Raw genomic sequence first — 16,716 nt, forward strand, 5'->3', positions numbered from 1 at the left:
AGAGGGTTACTACTCTTCTAAAAACAAAGAATCATCTACAAAATTAGGCATGGTTACTTTTAACTTGGGTTCTGTTTGCATCGCCCTATTTATAGTAAAAACAGCCTCTTTGTTTCTCGCCCAAGAACGTCTCGCTAAACCATTGTTAACGTCCCAAAAGAGCATAGATTTTAATTTATCTTCAGATGCTTTAGATCCATCAAGAACCATACCGAAGCCTCCATTTACAACCTCTCCCCATCCTACGCCACCACCATTATGAATGCTAACCCAGGTAGCGCCTCTAAAGCTATCACCAATAACATTCTGTATAGCCATATCTGCCGTAAATCTAGAGCCGTCGTAGATATTGGAAGTCTCACGGTAAGGAGAATCTGTACCGGAAACGTCATGATGATCTCTTCCTAATATGATAGCTCCTTCTAATTCTCCATTGGCAATAGCAGTATTAAAAGCTTGTGCGATTTCCATTCTACCTATAGCATCTGCGTATAGTATTCTGGCTTTAGATCCAACTACAAGTTTATTCTTTTTTGCATTTTTAATCCATTTTATATTATCAGCCAATTGAGATTGAATTTCTTCAGGAGCTTCTATTTTCAGTTTTTCAAGAACTTGTGTTGCAATAGCATCAGTTTTATCTAGATCTGAATCTTTTCCAGACGCGCAAACCCACCTAAAAGGGCCAAAGCCATAATCAAAGCACATTGGCCCCATTATATCTTGTACATAAGAGGGATATGCAAATGGAGCATTTTCAGCTTTCTCTTTATTCAATTCAGCGGCACTCACAAAATGATCATTTTCATCTATATATATCTTAGCTCCGGCTCTGGAGGCTTCTAAAAGAAAAGCATTTCCATAATCAAAAAAATAAGTTCCTTTTTTGGTATGATTATTTATAGCATCTGCGTGTCGCCGTAAACTTTGCTGCACCTTTTCTTTAAAAAGATCTGGATTGGCACTCATCATTTTATTAGCTTCTTCAAAACTTAATTCTGCAGGATAATATCCACCGGCCCATGGATTGTGTAATGAAGTTTGATCGCTTCCAAGATCTATATACATGTTTGCTTTGTCAAAATGTTCCCACACTTCAACTATATTCCCATGAAAGGCGATAGACACCGTTTCTTTGTTTTCTTTTGCTTTTTTAACTCTTGCGGTAAGTTCTTCAAGATCTGAAATAACTTCATCTACCCAACCTTGAGAATGTCTTACATGAACTGCTTTTTCATTGACTTCCGCACATACAGTGATGCATCCAGCAATATTTCCAGCTTTTGGTTGTGCGCCGCTCATACCTCCAAGTCCGGAGGTTACAAATAGTTTACCCCCTAAATCTTCATTGTTCTTTGCTATTTTTCTACCAGCATTTAAAATGGTAATTGTGGTACCATGAACTATTCCCTGAGGCCCAATGTACATATAGCTTCCAGCAGTCATTTGCCCGTATTGAGATACTCCCAGAGCATTAAACTTTTCCCAATGATCTGGCTGGGAATAATTAGGAATTACCATTCCGTTAGTAACCACTACTCTAGGAGCATTGGTGTTTGAAGGAAATAACCCCATTGGATGCCCAGAATAGATCACCAAGGTTTGGTCTTCCTCCATTTCAGCTAAATATTGCATCACTAATAAATACTGTGCCCAGTTCTGGAAAACAGCCCCATTCCCACCATAGGTAATTAACTCTTCCGGATGTTGTGCTACTGCCGGATCTAAATTATTCTGTATCATGAGCATGATAGAACGAGCTTGTAAAGAGTTACCCGGATATTCTTCTACAGCTCTGGCTTTCATTTCATATTCAGGCTTAAACCTATACATATAGATTCTACCATATTTCTCTAATTCTTCTCTAAATTCTGGAAGAAGCGTGGCATGATGTTCAGCATCAAAATACCTTAAAGCGTTTCTAAGCGCTAATTGTTTTTCTTCTTTATTAAGGATGTCCTTACGTTTTGGTGCATGATTTGCAGAGGGATTTAAAACTTTTTTGGAGGGAAGTTCAAAAGGTATTCCTTGTAAGATCTGTTCTTTGAATGTCATTTTTTCGGTTGCTGTTTATTTGTATTCTTATTATATCCATAAGGACAATGTCTGCATCCGCTTTCACAACAATAGCCTCTTTTTAAATGATATTGCTCTGTAAAACATCTATAGCCCTCTGGAGTTAAATAATAATCACCCTCTTCTAGAGGAATTTTTTTCTTTAAAAAGCTCATATTACAAAAATACAATTTCTTATATTCAAACCTATGATCCTTATAATTAACAAGTTTATATTAAAGAAAGGCTTTCTGGGTATTAGCATTTGGCCTTTCGTTATTTTAAGAGACGAAAAATTAAAAGAAGACCCTGTATTTATGAATCATGAAAAAATTCATTTACAACAACAATTAGAAATGTTGATTTTACCTTTTTATATAATATATATCCTAGAATTTCTTCTGAAATATACATACTATGGTAATGCGTATTTAGCTTATAGAAATATCTCATTTGAAAGGGAGTCTTATCAACAAGAAGCTAATCTTCTATATCTGAAGAAGCGAAAAATATGGAGCTGGGTTAATTACCTAAAAATAGCATCAAAATAAAGAATAGAATTTAGGGATAGAATAATGCTAAAATTCCAATCTTTGCTATATGATGAAAATGATGGATCTTAATTTTGTTGAACCTCCCGTTGAGCTAGTTACGCATTTTAAAGCACACAACATTAGTTTACATATTAAGAGAGAAGACCTTATTCATCCCTTCGTCTCCGGAAACAAATTCAGAAAATTAAAATATAATCTTCAAGAGGCTAAAAATAACGGAAGTAAAACCATTCTCACTTTTGGAGGTGCTTTTTCAAACCACATAGCGGCTGTTGCAGCAGCAGGAAAACTTTTAGGATTTAAAACGATAGGAATTATAAGAGGGGAAGAATTGGGTGTAGATCTAAATACTACCTTAAATCATAATTCTACTCTAAGATTTGCAAAAGAGCAAGGGATGGGATTTCATTTTATAAACAGAGAAAAATATAGAGAGAAAGATTCGTCAGAATTTATTGAAAAACTGAAATTTGATTTTGGTGATTTTTATCTAATTCCTGAAGGCGGAACTAATGAGCTTGCAGTTAAAGGCTGTGAAGAAATCATGACTGATGCAGAATCTAATTTCGAGATTATTTGCTGTGCGGTGGGAACAGGAGGAACAATCTCCGGCATCATAAACGCATCCCATTCAGATCAAAAAGTTTTGGGTTTTCCTGCGTTAAAAGGAGATTTCTTAAGCTCTGAAATTAGAAATTTTACTTCAAAAACAAATTGGGAGTTAGTAACAGACTACCATTTTGGAGGTTACGCCAAAGTGAATGGAGAGCTAATTAATTTCTTAAATAAATTTAAGAGAAAATATCAGATCGCATTAGATCCTATCTACACAGGAAAGATGATTTTTGGTATTTTTGACCTGATCGAAAAATCTTCTATTCCTGAAAATTCTCGTATTTTAGCCGTTCATACAGGAGGCTTACAGGGCATAGAAGGTATGAATAAGCAATTGTCTAAAAAGAAATTACCCTTAATCGAAATTTAGAATGATCTTCAAAAGACTTTTATTCTTGATCTTAGTAGTTGTTATGGCTGCTTCCTGCGGAAGCAAAAAAAAGGTCACTTCTCGTAAATCTACCCCTAGAACAGAAAACAAAAGAGAAAGCAGAGCAATTCCGGCCAGACCTGTAGATGCAGAGGTAAGATCTAGACCTACCGGAAGCTATGCAAATATTGTAGAGCAATACATTTCAGAATATTCAGACATCGCTATGGAAGAAATGAGACTTTACAACATCCCCGCAAGTATAACATTGGCTCAAGGTATTTTAGAATCTGGTGCTGGAAGGGGAGAACTCACAAGAAGAGCAAATAATCATTTCGGAATAAAATGCCATGATTGGGAAGGCGATAAAGTGTATCACGATGACGATCGTTCTCAGGAATGTTTCAGGAAATATAATGATCCTAAATTCTCATATAGAGATCACTCCTTATTTTTAAGTGAGAGACGAAGATATTCTAATCTTTTTGATCTGGATATAGATGATTATGAAGGCTGGGCGAAAGGTTTAAGAGCTGCAGGATATGCTACAGATAGGCTTTATCCTAGAAAATTGATAGATATGATAGAAAAATATCAATTAAATCATTTTGACGAAAAAGTTTTAGGTAAGAAATCTAGAAGAAGAGAACGCAGCTCTGAAATTGCAGAAGCAAGTTCAAATTCTGGATTCAAAACATATACCGTTGAAAAGGGGGATACGTTGTATTCAATTTCAAAAAGATTTAATACCACAGTAGAAATGCTGCAGGAAGTTAATAATCTAAGATCTAATGATCTTGCTATAGGCCAGAGATTAAAGGTGTCTCCTGCTAATAACCAATATTAAAATATGATTTATAAGAGAAGTAGTGAGTTATTTGAGAATGCGCAAAAGGTAATTCCAGGTGGAGTAAATTCTCCCGTTAGAGCTTTTAAAGCGGTTGGGGGAGATCCTATTTTTGTAGAACGTGCTGAAGGAGCTTATTTATTTGATGCAGACGGGAATAAGTTTATAGATTACATTAATTCTTGGGGGCCAATGATCTTGGGTCATGCCCATAAGCCTGTGGTAGATGCTGTTATCGAAAAAGCTAAAAAGGGAACCAGTTTTGGAACTCCTACAGAAATTGAAACCAGAATTGCAGAATTAGCGGTAAAAATGGTTCCTAATATAGACAAGATCAGGTTCGTGAATTCTGGAACAGAAGCTTGTATGAGTGCAGTTAGACTGGCGAGAGGTTTCAATTCAAAAGAAAAGATCATAAAATTTGCAGGCTGTTATCATGGGCATAGCGATTCATTTTTGATACAAGCGGGGAGTGGAGCCATAACGTTTGGAACTCCAAATAGTCCCGGTGTAACTCAGGGAACAGCAAAAGATACGCTCTTAGCCAAATACAACGATCTGGATAGTGTAAAGCAATTAATTGAGGCTAATAAAAAGGAGATCTCCTGTATTATTTTAGAACCGGTTGCCGGAAATATGGGATGTATTCCACCACAACAAGGGTTTTTAGAAGGACTTAGGGAATTGTGTGATGCTAATGACATCTTGTTGATATTTGATGAGGTAATGACAGGGTTTAGATTGGCCCCTGGAGGTGTACAAGAAACTTCTGGAGTTAAGGCAGATATTGTATGTTTTGGAAAAGTTATTGGAGGTGGTTTGCCGGTAGGTGCTTTCGCTGCTAGAAATGAAATCATGAATTATTTAGCTCCAATTGGACCTGTATATCAAGCCGGAACATTAAGTGGCAACCCTTTGGCAATGGCTGCAGGATTAGCAATGCTTACAGAGCTAGATGAAAATAGGGAGATCTTTGAAAGTATCAATAAAAAGACTCAATATTTACATGAAGGAATTGCAAAGGTTTTAAAAGAAAATAATATTACTCATACTATTAATAGATTTGGTTCTATGATCTCTGTTCATTTTGCGGAAGAAAGGGTAGTTGATTTTGATACTGCTGCGAATGGCAACAATGAAACTTTTAAAAAGTTCTTCCATGGAATGTTAGATCATGGAATTTATATTGCTCCAAGTGCATTCGAAACATGGTTCATTACTGAAGCCTTATCTTATGAAGATATAGACAAAACGATACATGCAGTACGCGAAATATCAAAAACGCTATAAGTAGATAGTATCTTATTTACAAAAAACTCGTAATAGTTCTTCAGAGATCTTTACGGGTTTTTTTGTTGAATAATCCATGAGGCACCACGTAGACTTTGCTTCTACCAAAATATCTCCATTTTCTTTATTTAATATATGGACATGTCTCTTTGAAGTTACATGTGTCTGTTCTCCAATAAATGTTTTTAAAAGCAAGTTATCATTTAAGAACGCCTGCCTCTTGTAATCTATTTCGTGCCTTATAACTACCCAAAAATAGCGTTCTTTAATTTCGCTGCTAGCTCTAGATTCCCAATGAGACTTCGCAATATCCTGTATCCATTGCACATATTGTACATTATTTACATGTTGCAAATCATCAAGATCAGATTCAGAAACCTTTAGCTGCTGTTCAAATATTTCGGGAGTATAACTCATTTATTTTTTTATAATTTCTACCTCAAACAATTTATCCCAGTTCTTTCCGGTAACATACAATCTTTTAGTATTCGGATTATATGCAATTCCGTTTAATACATCTAGTTTTGGGTGTTGTGTAACATTATCTCTTAGATCATGGAAATCTATGATACCTTCAATAGCTCCATTTTTAGGATTAATGATGGCTACTCCGTCTTTTTGATAAGTGTTCGCGTATATTTTACCATCTACCCATTCTAGTTCATTTAACTGTGTAGAGATCGTTCTGTTTGTTGTAGGTTGTATATAATCTAGTTCAGCCAGCGTTTGAGCATCCAAAGTCCAGATCTTCTCTGTACCATCACTTTTATAGAATTTCTTACCATCATTGCATAGTCCCCAGCCTTCTTTACTTTGATTAAAATTAAAACTGCCAATTTTTTCGAGAGTTTCTATATTATAAATAAAGCCAACTCCTTTTTGCCAGGTTAATTGATAGATCTTATTATTTAGAATTGAAAGTCCTTCTCCAAAATATCTTGCGTCTAGATCTATCTTTTTAAGAACCTTTCCCGTTTCAAAATTAGTAATACGCAATGAAGAACTTCCGTATTGCCCTGTACTTTCGTATAAAGTATCATTTAAGAATTCTAAGCCTTGCGTATATGCTCCCTGATCATGAGGATAGGTATTAATGATCTTATAGGTATAAATTGCGGGAGGTGCATCATTATATATTTTTACCGAAGTTTGTAGGGTATCTGTAGTGCCTTCAGAATAGATAAATGCGCTTATTTTTTGATTACCCAACTTTTCTCTCTCAAGCTTTAACTTCAAATTGGTCTCTTCTGGCTTTTTTGAGATTAATTTATCTTGAAGGTAAAAGTTAACGGAGTCTATTTTTTTACTTTTTGGATTCAAAATAGAGACTTCTAACTGATCTCCTAGATGATATTCTGCCTTAACTTGATTTAATTTTAAAGAATAATCACTTATTTTTTTATCAGAATTACTTCCACAAGAAATTAAAATGAAGTTTAAAATAAACAGTAACAGGAGGTTAGCTTTTTTCATAAAAATTAGCGTTTTTGCTAAGGGCTAAATTAATTAAATCAGTTTAAAAAATACTTGTAAAATGTATCAAAGATTGTATATTTGCCTCGGCAAGTCCCACACAACCAGCTCCTGCTGAATCCCCCCAGGGCGGGAACGCAGCAAGGGTAGGCGGTCGAAGCGGTGTGATGTGGGTAGCTTGCCATTTTTTGTATCTGATATTTAAATATTATCGCATCTTTGTGAGCTATGAAAACAGATGCCTCTCAAACTTCAAAAGTTGTTCTTATTACTGGTGGTTCTTCAGGAATAGGAAAGTCTATAGCAGAATATCTTTCTGATAGAAATTATAAGGTTTACGGTACGAGTAGAAATCCTCAAAATCAATCTTCTTTAAAATTTGAATTAGTTGCTTTGGATGTTACTAAAGTCGAGACTATAACTGCTGCGGTTAATTCAATCATAGAAAAAGAGGGTAGGTTAGATGTACTTATAAATAATGCAGGGGTTGGAATTACAGGCCCGCTTGAAGAAACTCCGGAAATTGAAATAAAGAAAGCTTTTGATACCAATTATTTTGGGCCATTAAATGTAATTAAGTCTGTATTGCCGCAAATGAGAAAGCAAAAATCAGGGCTTATAATAAATATTACCTCTATTGCTGGGTATATGGGCTTACCATATCGCGGTATATATTCAGCTTCAAAAGGAGCTTTAGAACTAACTACAGAAGCCTTTAGAATGGAGCTTAAAGACTTTAATATTAGTATGACTAATGTTGCTCCTGGAGATTTTGCTACCAATATTGCGGCAGGGAGATTTCATGCTCCTGTAATTAAAGGTTCTCCATATGAAACTTCCTATGAGCGTACCTTAAATATTATGAATGAGCATGTAGATCACGGTAAAGATCCGCAGGTAATGGCAAAAGCTATCTATAAGATAATTACTACCAAAAAACCTAGAGGGCATTACAAGGTGGGAGAACCATTACAGAAATTTTCTATTGCGCTTAAAAGGATTCTACCAGATAAAGTATATGAGAAGATGTTGCTCAAACATTATAAATTGTAATTTTACAACACAAAATTTTCTATAAAACTTAAAAAAACCACTATGAAATTTTTTATTGACACTGCAAACCTTGATCAAATTAAAGAAGCTCAGGATCTTGGAGTTCTTGATGGAGTTACAACCAATCCTTCTTTAATGGCAAAAGAGGGAATTACCGGAAAAGAAAATATCATTAATCATTACAAGAAGATATGTGATATTGTAGATGGAGATGTGAGTGCAGAAGTAATTTCTACAGATTTTGATGGAATGGTTAAAGAAGGTGAAGAACTAGCTAAGCTTCATAAGCAAATAGTGGTTAAGATTCCTATGATAAAAGAAGGAATTAAAGCTATTAAATATTTTAGCGATAAGGGAATTAGAACCAATTGTACACTAGTTTTTTCTGCAGGACAAGCTTTGTTAGCAGCAAAAGCAGGTGCAACCTATGTATCTCCATTTATTGGTAGATTAGATGATATTTCTACAGATGGATTAAATCTGATTGCAGATATTAGATTGATCTATGATAACTACGGATTTGAAACTGAAATTCTTGCAGCTTCAGTACGTCATAGCATGCATATATTAGAATGTGCTAAAATTGGGGCAGATGTAATGACCGGGCCGCTTTCTTCTATTGAAGGTTTATTAAAACATCCTTTAACAGATAGCGGTTTAAAACAATTTTTAGCAGATTATAATAAGGGAAATTAAATTACCTTATAAAATAATAAAAAAAATCCCAGAGGTAACTTTGGGATTTTTTGATTTGTGATATTTTAAGAGGCTATTTCTGACTGATAAATTCTAAAATTTTATTCTCAAGTTCAGGAGAATTCAATTGTACATCTCCTCTAACTATTGTCCCATCTGCTTTTACAAAAAGCAGCTTGTTCAGGTAGTTTTTAAGTAGTTTCTGCTTTACGGTGATGATCTCTAATTTATACTCAAAATTTTGATCATAAACTTCCTGAGCAACTCTGTTTTGCCAAATATCAAATTGATCTTTATCTATATTAATGCCTATAAAATTGATCTCTGGATACTTAAATCTAAGGTCTTCAATAATATTATTTTCCCATTTGTGGTGTCCTTGAGAACTTAAGGTCCAATGGTAAGTAATTATAGGTTTTCTTGAAATATCTTTCAACATAACCGGCTCATTTTTACTATTCAATAGTTTTAAATGACCGATATTAGAGCCAGGCAGCAAATTATTTTGGATCATAGCCATTTGCTCAATATCCTTCAATTGTCTGCCAGAGTAATTCATGGATTTCAAAGTTTCTACGATAGAGTTGATATTCTCTTTATTCTGAGAATAGATAATTCCCTGAGCCGCCAAAAGTTCTAAAAATGAATTTCTAATTGATTCTATCTCAATATTAGAATCTACCATTTTCATTCTACTCTTTATGTTTTCATAACTGTTTAGATCGTAACATTCTTCAGAACTGCTTTTTTTAGACTTACAATCTTCTATAGATTTCGATCTAAAATAATCATCTAAAAAGTTCAAGTAAATATAATTATCCTGAGATGCTTTATCATTAAAAGAAATATCCTTGCGATACTCATGAAAATCTGAAGGGATGTTATTTGCATATTCGTGATAATACTTTTCAATTAAAAAAGTATATCGCTCTCTTAGATCGTAGAATTCATAATTTATACTAGCAGCAGCTAGGTCGTAAAATTCTTCAGATAGATCATATCTATCTCTAAGAGCTGTTAGGTCTAAGGTTCTTGCTTCTCTTATAGAATCTGTTTTGTAAGCAAACTCTTCAGGCTTAACTTTATAATAATGAAGAATAAGATCGTTGTTCTTTTGATTCTGAAGATAGATCTTATTTAGAAAATTACTTTCTTTAGCGCCCTTACCGCTAAAATTTATAGATTCATCAAAATCTAAGGTATTAACAAAAACCAGTGTGCTATCTCCTGGTTCTAAATACATGATCTGATTTTCGGGTGGATGTTTAAAAACGTATAGGCCTGCTTCAATATTATTTAGCTCTCCACTAAATCTATTATTTTCATTTAGCTGAAATGTATCTATATCTACATCGTTCTTAGAGATGATGACATATTCGCTACTTGGATTTTCAATTTGACCACCAATAAATACTTTTTGAGTGTTCTTAATGTCACTATTGCAGGAAGTCAGTCCCACAAATAAAAGCAGTATTGAGAGGGATATTATAGTTCTCATAAGAGGATTGGGAATTCTAGGGGTATTTGGAAATAATTACAACGTAACAAATATAATTTTTGATAGGTCTTCTTTTGTTAATCGATAGTTAAAAGGCTGAATTAAAAAGTTAATCTTTTATCTATTGGACAATATTAGCTACTTTTGCAAAAATTTACGAGAAGAAATATATATCTATGTTATCAGTTTCAAATCTTTCAGTTCAATTTGGTAAGCGTGTTTTATTCGACGAGGTAAATACCACTTTTACACAGGGGAATATCTACGGAATTATTGGTGCTAATGGTGCTGGAAAATCTACATTTTTAAACATCCTTTCTGGAAAAAGTGAACCTACTAGTGGTAGAGTTTTTCTAGAGCCAGGAAAGAGAATGTCTGTTCTAGAGCAAAACCACAACCTTTATGATGAATATACTGTTTTAGAAACAGTAATTATGGGTAATAAGCCATTATTCAAAATAAAAAAGGAAATGGATGAGATCTATGCTAAGGAAGATTTCAATGATGCAGATGGAGAGCGAGTAGGGGTGTTACAGGTGGAATTTGAAGAAATGAATGGATGGAATGCAGATAGCGATGCTGCCTCTATGCTTTCAAATCTTGGGATCTCTGCAGATTATCATTACTCACTTATGAAGGATCTTGATGGTAAGCAAAAGGTACGTGTGTTATTAGCACAAGCACTTTTTGGAAATCCGGATGTATTGATCATGGATGAGCCTACCAACGACCTGGATTATGAAACAATAATCTGGTTGGAAAACTTTTTGGCTTATTATGAGAATACAGTAATAGTAGTATCTCACGACCGTCACTTTCTAGATGCGGTTTGTACTCATATTTCTGATATAGATTTTGGAAAGATCAATCATTACAGTGGTAATTACACGTTTTGGTATGAATCTTCTCAGTTAGCTGCTAGACAACGTTCTCAACAGAATAAGAAAGCAGAAGAGAAGAAGAAAGAGTTGCAGGAATTTATCATGAGATTTAGTGCGAATGTTGCGAAATCTAAACAAGCAACATCTCGTAAAAAGATGATTGATAAATTAAATATTGAAGATATTAAGCCTTCCAGTAGAAGATATCCAGCCATCATCTTTGAACGAGATAGAGAAGCCGGAGATCAGATCTTACACGTAGAAGGATTGGAAGCATCTATAGACGGTGAGACAATCTTTAAAAATATAGATCTTAATCTTAAAAAAGGAGATAAAGTAGTAGTGTATTCTAGAGATTCTAGAGCTACAACTGCATTCTATGAGATCATAAACGGAAATCAAAAAGCTGTTACCGGTACTTATAATTGGGGTATAACTACTTCCCAATCCTATCTACCACTAGATAACTCAGAATTTTTTGAAAACGATCTAACGCTTGTAGATTGGTTACGCCAATGGGCTAAAACAGATGAAGAGAGAGAAGAAGTTTACATTCGTGGATTTCTAGGTAAAATGATATTTAGTGGGGAAGAGGCATTAAAAACATCAAATGTACTTTCCGGTGGAGAGAAAGTAAGATGTATGTTAAGTAGAATGATGATGATGCGCGCTAACGTTGTAATGTTAGATGAACCTACCAACCACCTAGATCTAGAATCTATTACCGCTTTTAATAATTCGCTTAAGAATTTTAAAGGAACTGTAATGTTCACCACTCACGATCATGAATTTGCACAAACTGTAGCTAATAGAGTGGTAGAATTAACTCCTAATGGAGTTATTGACAGGTATATGAGTTTTGATGAGTATATGGATGATAAGAAGATAAAAGAGCAACGCGATAAGATGTATAAAGTGTAATTCTTAATATATAAAAACTAAAAACCCTCAAATATTCATTGAGGGTTTTTTATTTGAATTCTTTTTAAAGGCCTTGATCTTCTTCATCAGAATAATCTTCTTTGAAAGTTGCAGCCACAATCTTTTGAGCTTCATCTAGATGAGAAGTTACGGCAAAAAGTTGCACTTGTCCCGGGAGCCCTCCTCCAAATCCTGCTCTCAAACCAGAATCAAAATCGTTGCGCACTCTACAAGAGATTCCTGCTTTTTGAAAAAGTTCTTGAAGGTATTGTACATTAACATCAGAACCTGTGTATACTCTTTGATAATTATCTTCTGTGCTCATAATATTTAGTTTTAGATATTCTAAAATACATAAAGCAAATCTGTATTATCAACGTTTTTTAAAGAGTTTAACGTTCTAAGCGTTGTAATATTTACTATTCCATATGGAAGAGCTAAAATTTTTACCTTTTTTGAAACCATAAAATATAGCCATTCCTGCTACCCCTTTAAAAATAAAAAAGAAAGTCATAATGTATTCTGATGTTGTAGTATGTGGACTAAACAATCCATCTGGAACCATAAGCGTTAACACAACACTAAATAGCGCTAAAGTAATAAGAAGGTTTTCAATCTCCTTGAATGGCCACATAAGCAACTTTCTGAAGGGATGTAGGTCTTTACCCCAAGAATGAATTAAGTAGAAGTAATCATTCCCTATAGGTGCAAATAATAAAGGATCGTCTGCATTCTCCAATTTGAACAATTTTGAGGGAGCCATGATCTTGAATCCTTTAAGCTCGATATGATGCGTATTTTCTATTTCTTTAATTTTAATTAAAGCCTCGTAGGGAAGAGCGCCTTTAAAATAGTTGCTATCTAAAAATCTTAATCTGTATAGAACACATATTTTTTTAATATCAGAGATATGGAATATCTTTTCAGAACTTAAAAGATCTATATTAAATTCGTTATTAGAGAGATCTGATCCTTCAGATAGTGTTCTTTGAATGTTCTTCTCTCTCTGCTCGTCTTTGTCCAAAATTTGGCGAACAGATTCCAAAATATCATTCGCAGTAATGCGCTTATTTCTGGCTTCTAAGATTTTTGTGGGAATGTGTGTATTTAGAATTTTCATCATCATCAACTTTGCGTTCAACTAAATTAAATAATTGATACTGAATTGCCAACGTCAAATAAAAATTTATTTTTTGAAGGTTGAATCACCTGTTTTTTGGGATATACAAAAGTTAAAGAAGTATTAATTCAGCTATTTGTTAGAACCGCATTTAGCTATTTCTCGTTTGTTTATACAGATAACTAAATCAACATATTATGAGAAATTTAAAATTTTTAGCAATTGCAATTTGTGGGATCGTATTATTTTCAACTGCAGAGGTACATGCTCAGAAAATGAATAAGGAAAAAACTATAATGGTGGGTGGAGCAGAGATGTATCCTAGTAAAAACATTATTGAGAATGCAGTGAATTCTAAAGATCATACAACCCTTGTTGCTGCTGTGAAGGCTGCAGAATTGGTTGAAGTATTACAGGGAGATGGACCTTTTACTGTTTTTGCACCTACAAATGCTGCTTTTGAAAAATTACCGGAAGGAACGGTAGCATCACTTTTGAAACCAGAGAACAAAGAGAAATTACAAGCGGTTTTAACCTATCATGTTTTAGCTGGAGACTTTAAAGCTAAAGACCTTATAAATGCTATTAAAGTGGGAAATGGAAAAGCTACCTTTAAAACTGTAAATGGTGCTGAACTTACCGCAATGATGGATGGTAAAAATGTAAAAATTAAAGATGCTGCTGGTAATGTGGCTACTGTAACTATTGCTAATGTAAATCAATCTAACGGAGTTATTCACGTTATTGATACCGTACTATTACCATCAAAATAATTTTTTTAAGAGCATGGGGTTCTTAAATTTAAAAAGGTCATTTTCTTAATTGAAAATGACCTTTGTTAATTTTGGAAGATGAGAATTACTATCTTAATTCAGCCTTCAATTCCTTTTCAAAGCGCTGTTGTAATTTGTTCATTATCTTATCTATTTGCTTATCTGTAAACGTGCTATGCTCATCCTGAAACATAAAACTTACTGCATAACTTTTCTTTCCATCAGGTAGATTTTTACCTTGATACACATCAAAAAGATTCACAGATTTTAAAAGTCGTTTTTCAGATTGTTTAGCAATAGTTTCAATCTCTTCATAGCTAACAGCTTCATCCAACAATAGTGCAAAATCTCTACGTACCGCCGGAGATTTTGGAATAGCTGTAAACTTAACTTTTTGATTTTGGGCCGTTTCTAGTACAAGGTCCCAGTTAAAATCAGCATATAGAACTTCTTGCTGAATTCCGAAATGCTTAAGTATTGAATTTTTTAATACTCCAAATTCAACCAGTTTAGATTTTCCTGAGGAAATAGCAAGGCCTTCAGAAAAAATATCTTCTTTTACAGAAGAATTTTTGAGAGATGTAATCCCAAGGCGCTCTAAAATATTCTCTATTATACCTTTTATGTAAAAGAAATTTCCAGGAGTTTGAGTAGTATTCCAAGATTCAGAAAACCTGTTGCCCGAAACAAATAGGCTTAAATGCTTTTTCTCCTCACGGCCGCTAGGATAATTATGATACGTCTTACCAAATTCAAAGAATTTAAGGTCACTTCTCTTTCTATTTAAATTATAGGTTATCGCCTCTAATCCTGAGAATAATAATGACTGACGCATAACAGACAGATCCTGACTTAGCGGATTAAGCATTCTTACGCTTTGCTCATCACTAATATGATCAGTTAATTTTGTATAACTAGCGGTAGTTAAGGAGTTAGCCATGGTTTCAAAAAAACCTTGTCCTACCAATTGATTTGCGATATGATTTTGAAGTTTATAATCTTCAAATTTTGAAGAATTTGAAATGGAGGCATTTAATTTCGTTCCAAATTCTATGTTGTTATATCCGTAAACTCTTAAGATCTCTTCAATAACATCTGCTTCTCTTTGAACATCTACTCTATAAGAAGGAATAGTTAGCCCCATTCCAGATTCTGTAACATTGTTAACTCGAATCTCCAAAGAAGCTAAGATAGATTTGATGGTTTCCTCAGCAAGATTCTGGCCTATAAGCTTATTTACTTTTTCAAAGGTTAGAAAAACCTGAAAGTCTTCTATTTTTTTGAAATATAGATCATCTACATCACTAGTTATCTCACCTCCGGCAATCTCTTTAATAAGCACTGCCGCACGTTTTAAGGCGTATTCTGTAATGTTTGGATCTATTCCTCTTTCAAATCTAAATGATGCATCTGTGTTAAGAGCATGTCTTTTAGCTGTTTTTCTTATACTAACAGGATTAAAGTAGGCACTTTCTATAAAAATTTTAGAAGTTGTTTCTTTAACACCGCTAGAAATTCCTCCAAATACTCCGGCTATACATAAAGGTCCTTGAGTATCGCAGATCATAAGATCTTCTTCATGAAGTTCTCTTTCTACTTCATCTAGCGTAGTGAACTTGGTGCCCGCAGGAAGGGTCTTTACGTGAATCTCATTTCCTACTATGCTATCTGCATCAAAGGCATGTAAAGGCTGTCCAAGTTCATGCATAACGTAATTGGTAGCATCTACAATATTGTTCTTCGGATTTATTCCTATAGCTTTTAATCTATTCTGAAGCCATTTTGGTGAAGGTTTTACCTTGATTTCAGACATAGTTATTCCGCAATATCTAGGCGCAAGGTTAGAATCATCTACAAATATCGGAATTCTTAGACTTCTACTGTCTACATTAAAACCACTTACAGAAGGAGTAATAAGTTCTAGGCTAAGATCTTGTTGCTGGTATCCAGCCTTAAGATCTCTTGCAACTCCCCAGTGGCTCATTGCGTCTGCTCTATTTGGAGTAAGACCTATTTCAAAAACTTGATCATTTTCAACTTCAAAAATTTCGGCTATAGCTTTTCCTGGTTCCAGATCGCTCTTTAGAACCATGATGCCATCATGGCTAGCGCCAAGTCCAAGCTCCTGCTCAGAACATACCATTCCAAAACTTTCTTCTCCGCGTATCTTACCTTTTTTTATCTCCCAAGATTCCCCTTTTTCATCATAAAGAACGGTGCCTATTGTTGCAACCGGTACTTTTTGACCTTCGGCAATATTTGGTGCACCACAAACTATTTGAAGTGTCTCATTATATCCAATTTCAATCTTGCATAATTTAAGTCGATCTGCATTAGGATGCGGAAGACAACTTAATACCTGGCCAACTACAATTCCTTCTAAACCTCCTTTTATACTTTGAAAGCTTTGGATACCTTCTACTTCCAGCCCAAGGTCTGTAAGTAAATGTCCCGTCTCTTCTGGGTTATTTGGTAGTTTTATAAATTGCTTAAGCCAATTGTATGAAATTTTCATAGGTTCCTTTTTTCCGTGGGCAAAGATAGTATTACGAATGGTTTTGGCATAATTT

The 16,716-nt window shown here is 34.4% G+C and carries 16 protein-coding genes and 1 other RNA gene; 9 read left to right on the plus strand and 8 right to left on the minus strand.

Annotation, left to right across the window (positions count from 1 at the left end):
- Positions 1-9: 9 nt before the first annotated feature.
- Positions 10-2,055, minus strand: a complete 2,046-nt coding sequence (locus tag P163_RS11270) for a urocanate hydratase (protein WP_034891063.1) — start codon at positions 2,053-2,055, stop codon at positions 10-12.
- The gene (locus P163_RS18475) at positions 2,052-2,231 is read right to left on the minus strand and encodes a DUF5522 domain-containing protein (protein WP_034891066.1); all 180 of its coding nucleotides are present in this window, start codon (positions 2,229-2,231) and stop codon (positions 2,052-2,054) included. Before P163_RS18475 ends, P163_RS11270 begins: the two co-directional genes overlap by 4 nt.
- A gap of 33 nt (positions 2,232-2,264) precedes the next feature.
- Between P163_RS18475 and P163_RS11280 the strand changes: the two genes are divergently transcribed.
- Genes P163_RS11280 through hemL form a run of 4 tightly spaced genes read left to right on the plus strand, consistent with a single transcriptional unit; the run spans position 2,265 to position 5,731 of the window.
- Complete coding sequence (locus P163_RS11280) at positions 2,265-2,606, plus strand: hypothetical protein (protein WP_034891070.1); 342 nt, start codon at positions 2,265-2,267, stop codon at positions 2,604-2,606.
- Positions 2,607-2,664: 58 nt separating this feature from the next.
- A complete protein-coding gene (locus P163_RS11285) occupies positions 2,665-3,594 on the plus strand; it encodes a 1-aminocyclopropane-1-carboxylate deaminase/D-cysteine desulfhydrase (protein WP_081891364.1) in 930 nt (309 codons plus the stop codon).
- A gap of 1 nt (position 3,595) precedes the next feature.
- A complete protein-coding gene (locus tag P163_RS11290; RefSeq protein WP_034891076.1) occupies positions 3,596-4,441 on the plus strand; it encodes a glucosaminidase domain-containing protein in 846 nt (281 codons plus the stop codon).
- A gap of 3 nt (positions 4,442-4,444) precedes the next feature.
- Positions 4,445-5,731 carry a glutamate-1-semialdehyde 2,1-aminomutase gene (gene hemL, locus P163_RS11295; RefSeq protein ID WP_034891080.1) on the plus strand — a complete coding sequence of 429 codons (1,287 nt, stop codon included), beginning with the start codon at positions 4,445-4,447 and terminating at the stop codon, positions 5,729-5,731.
- Positions 5,732-5,743: 12 nt separating this feature from the next.
- Here the strand turns inward: hemL and P163_RS11300 are convergent, their stop codons facing one another.
- Positions 5,744-6,148 carry an acyl-CoA thioesterase gene (locus tag P163_RS11300; protein WP_034891083.1) on the minus strand — a complete coding sequence of 135 codons (405 nt, stop codon included), beginning with the start codon at positions 6,146-6,148 and terminating at the stop codon, positions 5,744-5,746.
- Positions 6,149-7,204: a glutaminyl-peptide cyclotransferase gene (locus P163_RS11305; protein WP_034891086.1), complete on the minus strand. Its 1,056-nt coding sequence runs from the start codon at positions 7,202-7,204 to the stop codon at positions 6,149-6,151.
- An 87-nt stretch (positions 7,205-7,291) separates the two neighbouring features.
- Here P163_RS11305 and ffs point away from each other — a divergent pair.
- From ffs to fsa, 3 genes are all read left to right on the plus strand, one after another.
- An RNA gene (ffs, locus tag P163_RS18185) (signal recognition particle sRNA small type) lies at positions 7,292-7,391 on the plus strand.
- Positions 7,392-7,432: 41 nt separating this feature from the next.
- A complete protein-coding gene (locus P163_RS11310) occupies positions 7,433-8,257 on the plus strand; it encodes an SDR family oxidoreductase (RefSeq protein WP_034891089.1) in 825 nt (274 codons plus the stop codon).
- Between the two features lie 42 nt (positions 8,258-8,299).
- Entirely contained in the window at positions 8,300-8,953 is a 654-nt protein-coding gene (gene fsa, locus P163_RS11315; protein WP_034891092.1) for a fructose-6-phosphate aldolase, read from the plus strand.
- Between the two features lie 73 nt (positions 8,954-9,026).
- Here the strand turns inward: fsa and P163_RS11320 are convergent, their stop codons facing one another.
- A complete protein-coding gene (locus P163_RS11320; RefSeq protein ID WP_034891095.1) occupies positions 9,027-10,451 on the minus strand; it encodes a hypothetical protein in 1,425 nt (474 codons plus the stop codon).
- A 176-nt stretch (positions 10,452-10,627) separates the two neighbouring features.
- Here P163_RS11320 and P163_RS11325 point away from each other — a divergent pair, with 176 nt between their 5' ends.
- Entirely contained in the window at positions 10,628-12,253 is a 1,626-nt protein-coding gene (locus P163_RS11325; protein WP_034891098.1) for an ABC-F family ATP-binding cassette domain-containing protein, read from the plus strand.
- 64 nt (positions 12,254-12,317) lie between these two features.
- Here P163_RS11325 and P163_RS11330 read toward each other — a convergent pair whose 3' ends face one another.
- Positions 12,318-12,578: a putative signal transducing protein gene (locus tag P163_RS11330; protein ID WP_034891101.1), complete on the minus strand. Its 261-nt coding sequence runs from the start codon at positions 12,576-12,578 to the stop codon at positions 12,318-12,320.
- 75 nt (positions 12,579-12,653) lie between these two features.
- Positions 12,654-13,373: a hypothetical protein gene (locus P163_RS11335; protein WP_034894314.1), complete on the minus strand. Its 720-nt coding sequence runs from the start codon at positions 13,371-13,373 to the stop codon at positions 12,654-12,656.
- Positions 13,374-13,570: 197 nt separating this feature from the next.
- On the opposite strand from P163_RS11335, the gene P163_RS11340 reads away from it, so the two are divergent.
- Complete coding sequence (locus P163_RS11340; protein WP_034891104.1) at positions 13,571-14,146, plus strand: fasciclin domain-containing protein; 576 nt, start codon at positions 13,571-13,573, stop codon at positions 14,144-14,146.
- Positions 14,147-14,234: 88 nt separating this feature from the next.
- Here the strand turns inward: P163_RS11340 and pheT are convergent, their stop codons facing one another.
- Positions 14,235-16,661 carry a phenylalanine--tRNA ligase subunit beta gene (pheT, locus tag P163_RS11345; RefSeq protein WP_034891107.1) on the minus strand — a complete coding sequence of 809 codons (2,427 nt, stop codon included), beginning with the start codon at positions 16,659-16,661 and terminating at the stop codon, positions 14,235-14,237.
- Between the last annotated feature and the right edge of the window lie 55 nt (positions 16,662-16,716).

This window comes from Gillisia sp. Hel_I_29 (assembly GCF_000744275.1).
Lineage (GTDB): Bacteria > Bacteroidota > Bacteroidia > Flavobacteriales > Flavobacteriaceae > Gillisia.

What these genes read in the sequence shown, in the direction of transcription:
- P163_RS11320 (WP_034891095.1), bottom strand. Translation starts at nt 10,451, where the DNA reads ATGAGAACTATAATATCCCTCTCAATACTGCTTTTATTTGTGGGACTG.
- P163_RS11290 (WP_034891076.1), top strand. Translation starts at nt 3,596, where the DNA reads ATGATCTTCAAAAGACTTTTATTCTTGATCTTAGTAGTTGTTATGGCT.
- P163_RS11335 (WP_034894314.1), bottom strand. Translation starts at nt 13,373, where the DNA reads ATGAAAATTCTAAATACACACATTCCCACAAAAATCTTAGAAGCCAGA.
- P163_RS11325 (WP_034891098.1), top strand. Translation starts at nt 10,628, where the DNA reads ATGTTATCAGTTTCAAATCTTTCAGTTCAATTTGGTAAGCGTGTTTTA.
- P163_RS11310 (WP_034891089.1), top strand. Translation starts at nt 7,433, where the DNA reads ATGAAAACAGATGCCTCTCAAACTTCAAAAGTTGTTCTTATTACTGGT.
- P163_RS11285 (WP_081891364.1), top strand. Translation starts at nt 2,665, where the DNA reads ATGATGGATCTTAATTTTGTTGAACCTCCCGTTGAGCTAGTTACGCAT.
- P163_RS11280 (WP_034891070.1), top strand. Translation starts at nt 2,265, where the DNA reads ATGATCCTTATAATTAACAAGTTTATATTAAAGAAAGGCTTTCTGGGT.
- hemL (WP_034891080.1), top strand. Translation starts at nt 4,445, where the DNA reads ATGATTTATAAGAGAAGTAGTGAGTTATTTGAGAATGCGCAAAAGGTA.
- P163_RS11300 (WP_034891083.1), bottom strand. Translation starts at nt 6,148, where the DNA reads ATGAGTTATACTCCCGAAATATTTGAACAGCAGCTAAAGGTTTCTGAA.
- P163_RS11330 (WP_034891101.1), bottom strand. Translation starts at nt 12,578, where the DNA reads ATGAGCACAGAAGATAATTATCAAAGAGTATACACAGGTTCTGATGTT.
- P163_RS11340 (WP_034891104.1), top strand. Translation starts at nt 13,571, where the DNA reads ATGAGAAATTTAAAATTTTTAGCAATTGCAATTTGTGGGATCGTATTA.
- P163_RS11270 (WP_034891063.1), bottom strand. Translation starts at nt 2,055, where the DNA reads ATGACATTCAAAGAACAGATCTTACAAGGAATACCTTTTGAACTTCCC.
- P163_RS11305 (WP_034891086.1), bottom strand. Translation starts at nt 7,204, where the DNA reads ATGAAAAAAGCTAACCTCCTGTTACTGTTTATTTTAAACTTCATTTTA.
- pheT (WP_034891107.1), bottom strand. Translation starts at nt 16,661, where the DNA reads ATGAAAATTTCATACAATTGGCTTAAGCAATTTATAAAACTACCAAAT.
- P163_RS18475 (WP_034891066.1), bottom strand. Translation starts at nt 2,231, where the DNA reads ATGAGCTTTTTAAAGAAAAAAATTCCTCTAGAAGAGGGTGATTATTAT.
- fsa (WP_034891092.1), top strand. Translation starts at nt 8,300, where the DNA reads ATGAAATTTTTTATTGACACTGCAAACCTTGATCAAATTAAAGAAGCT.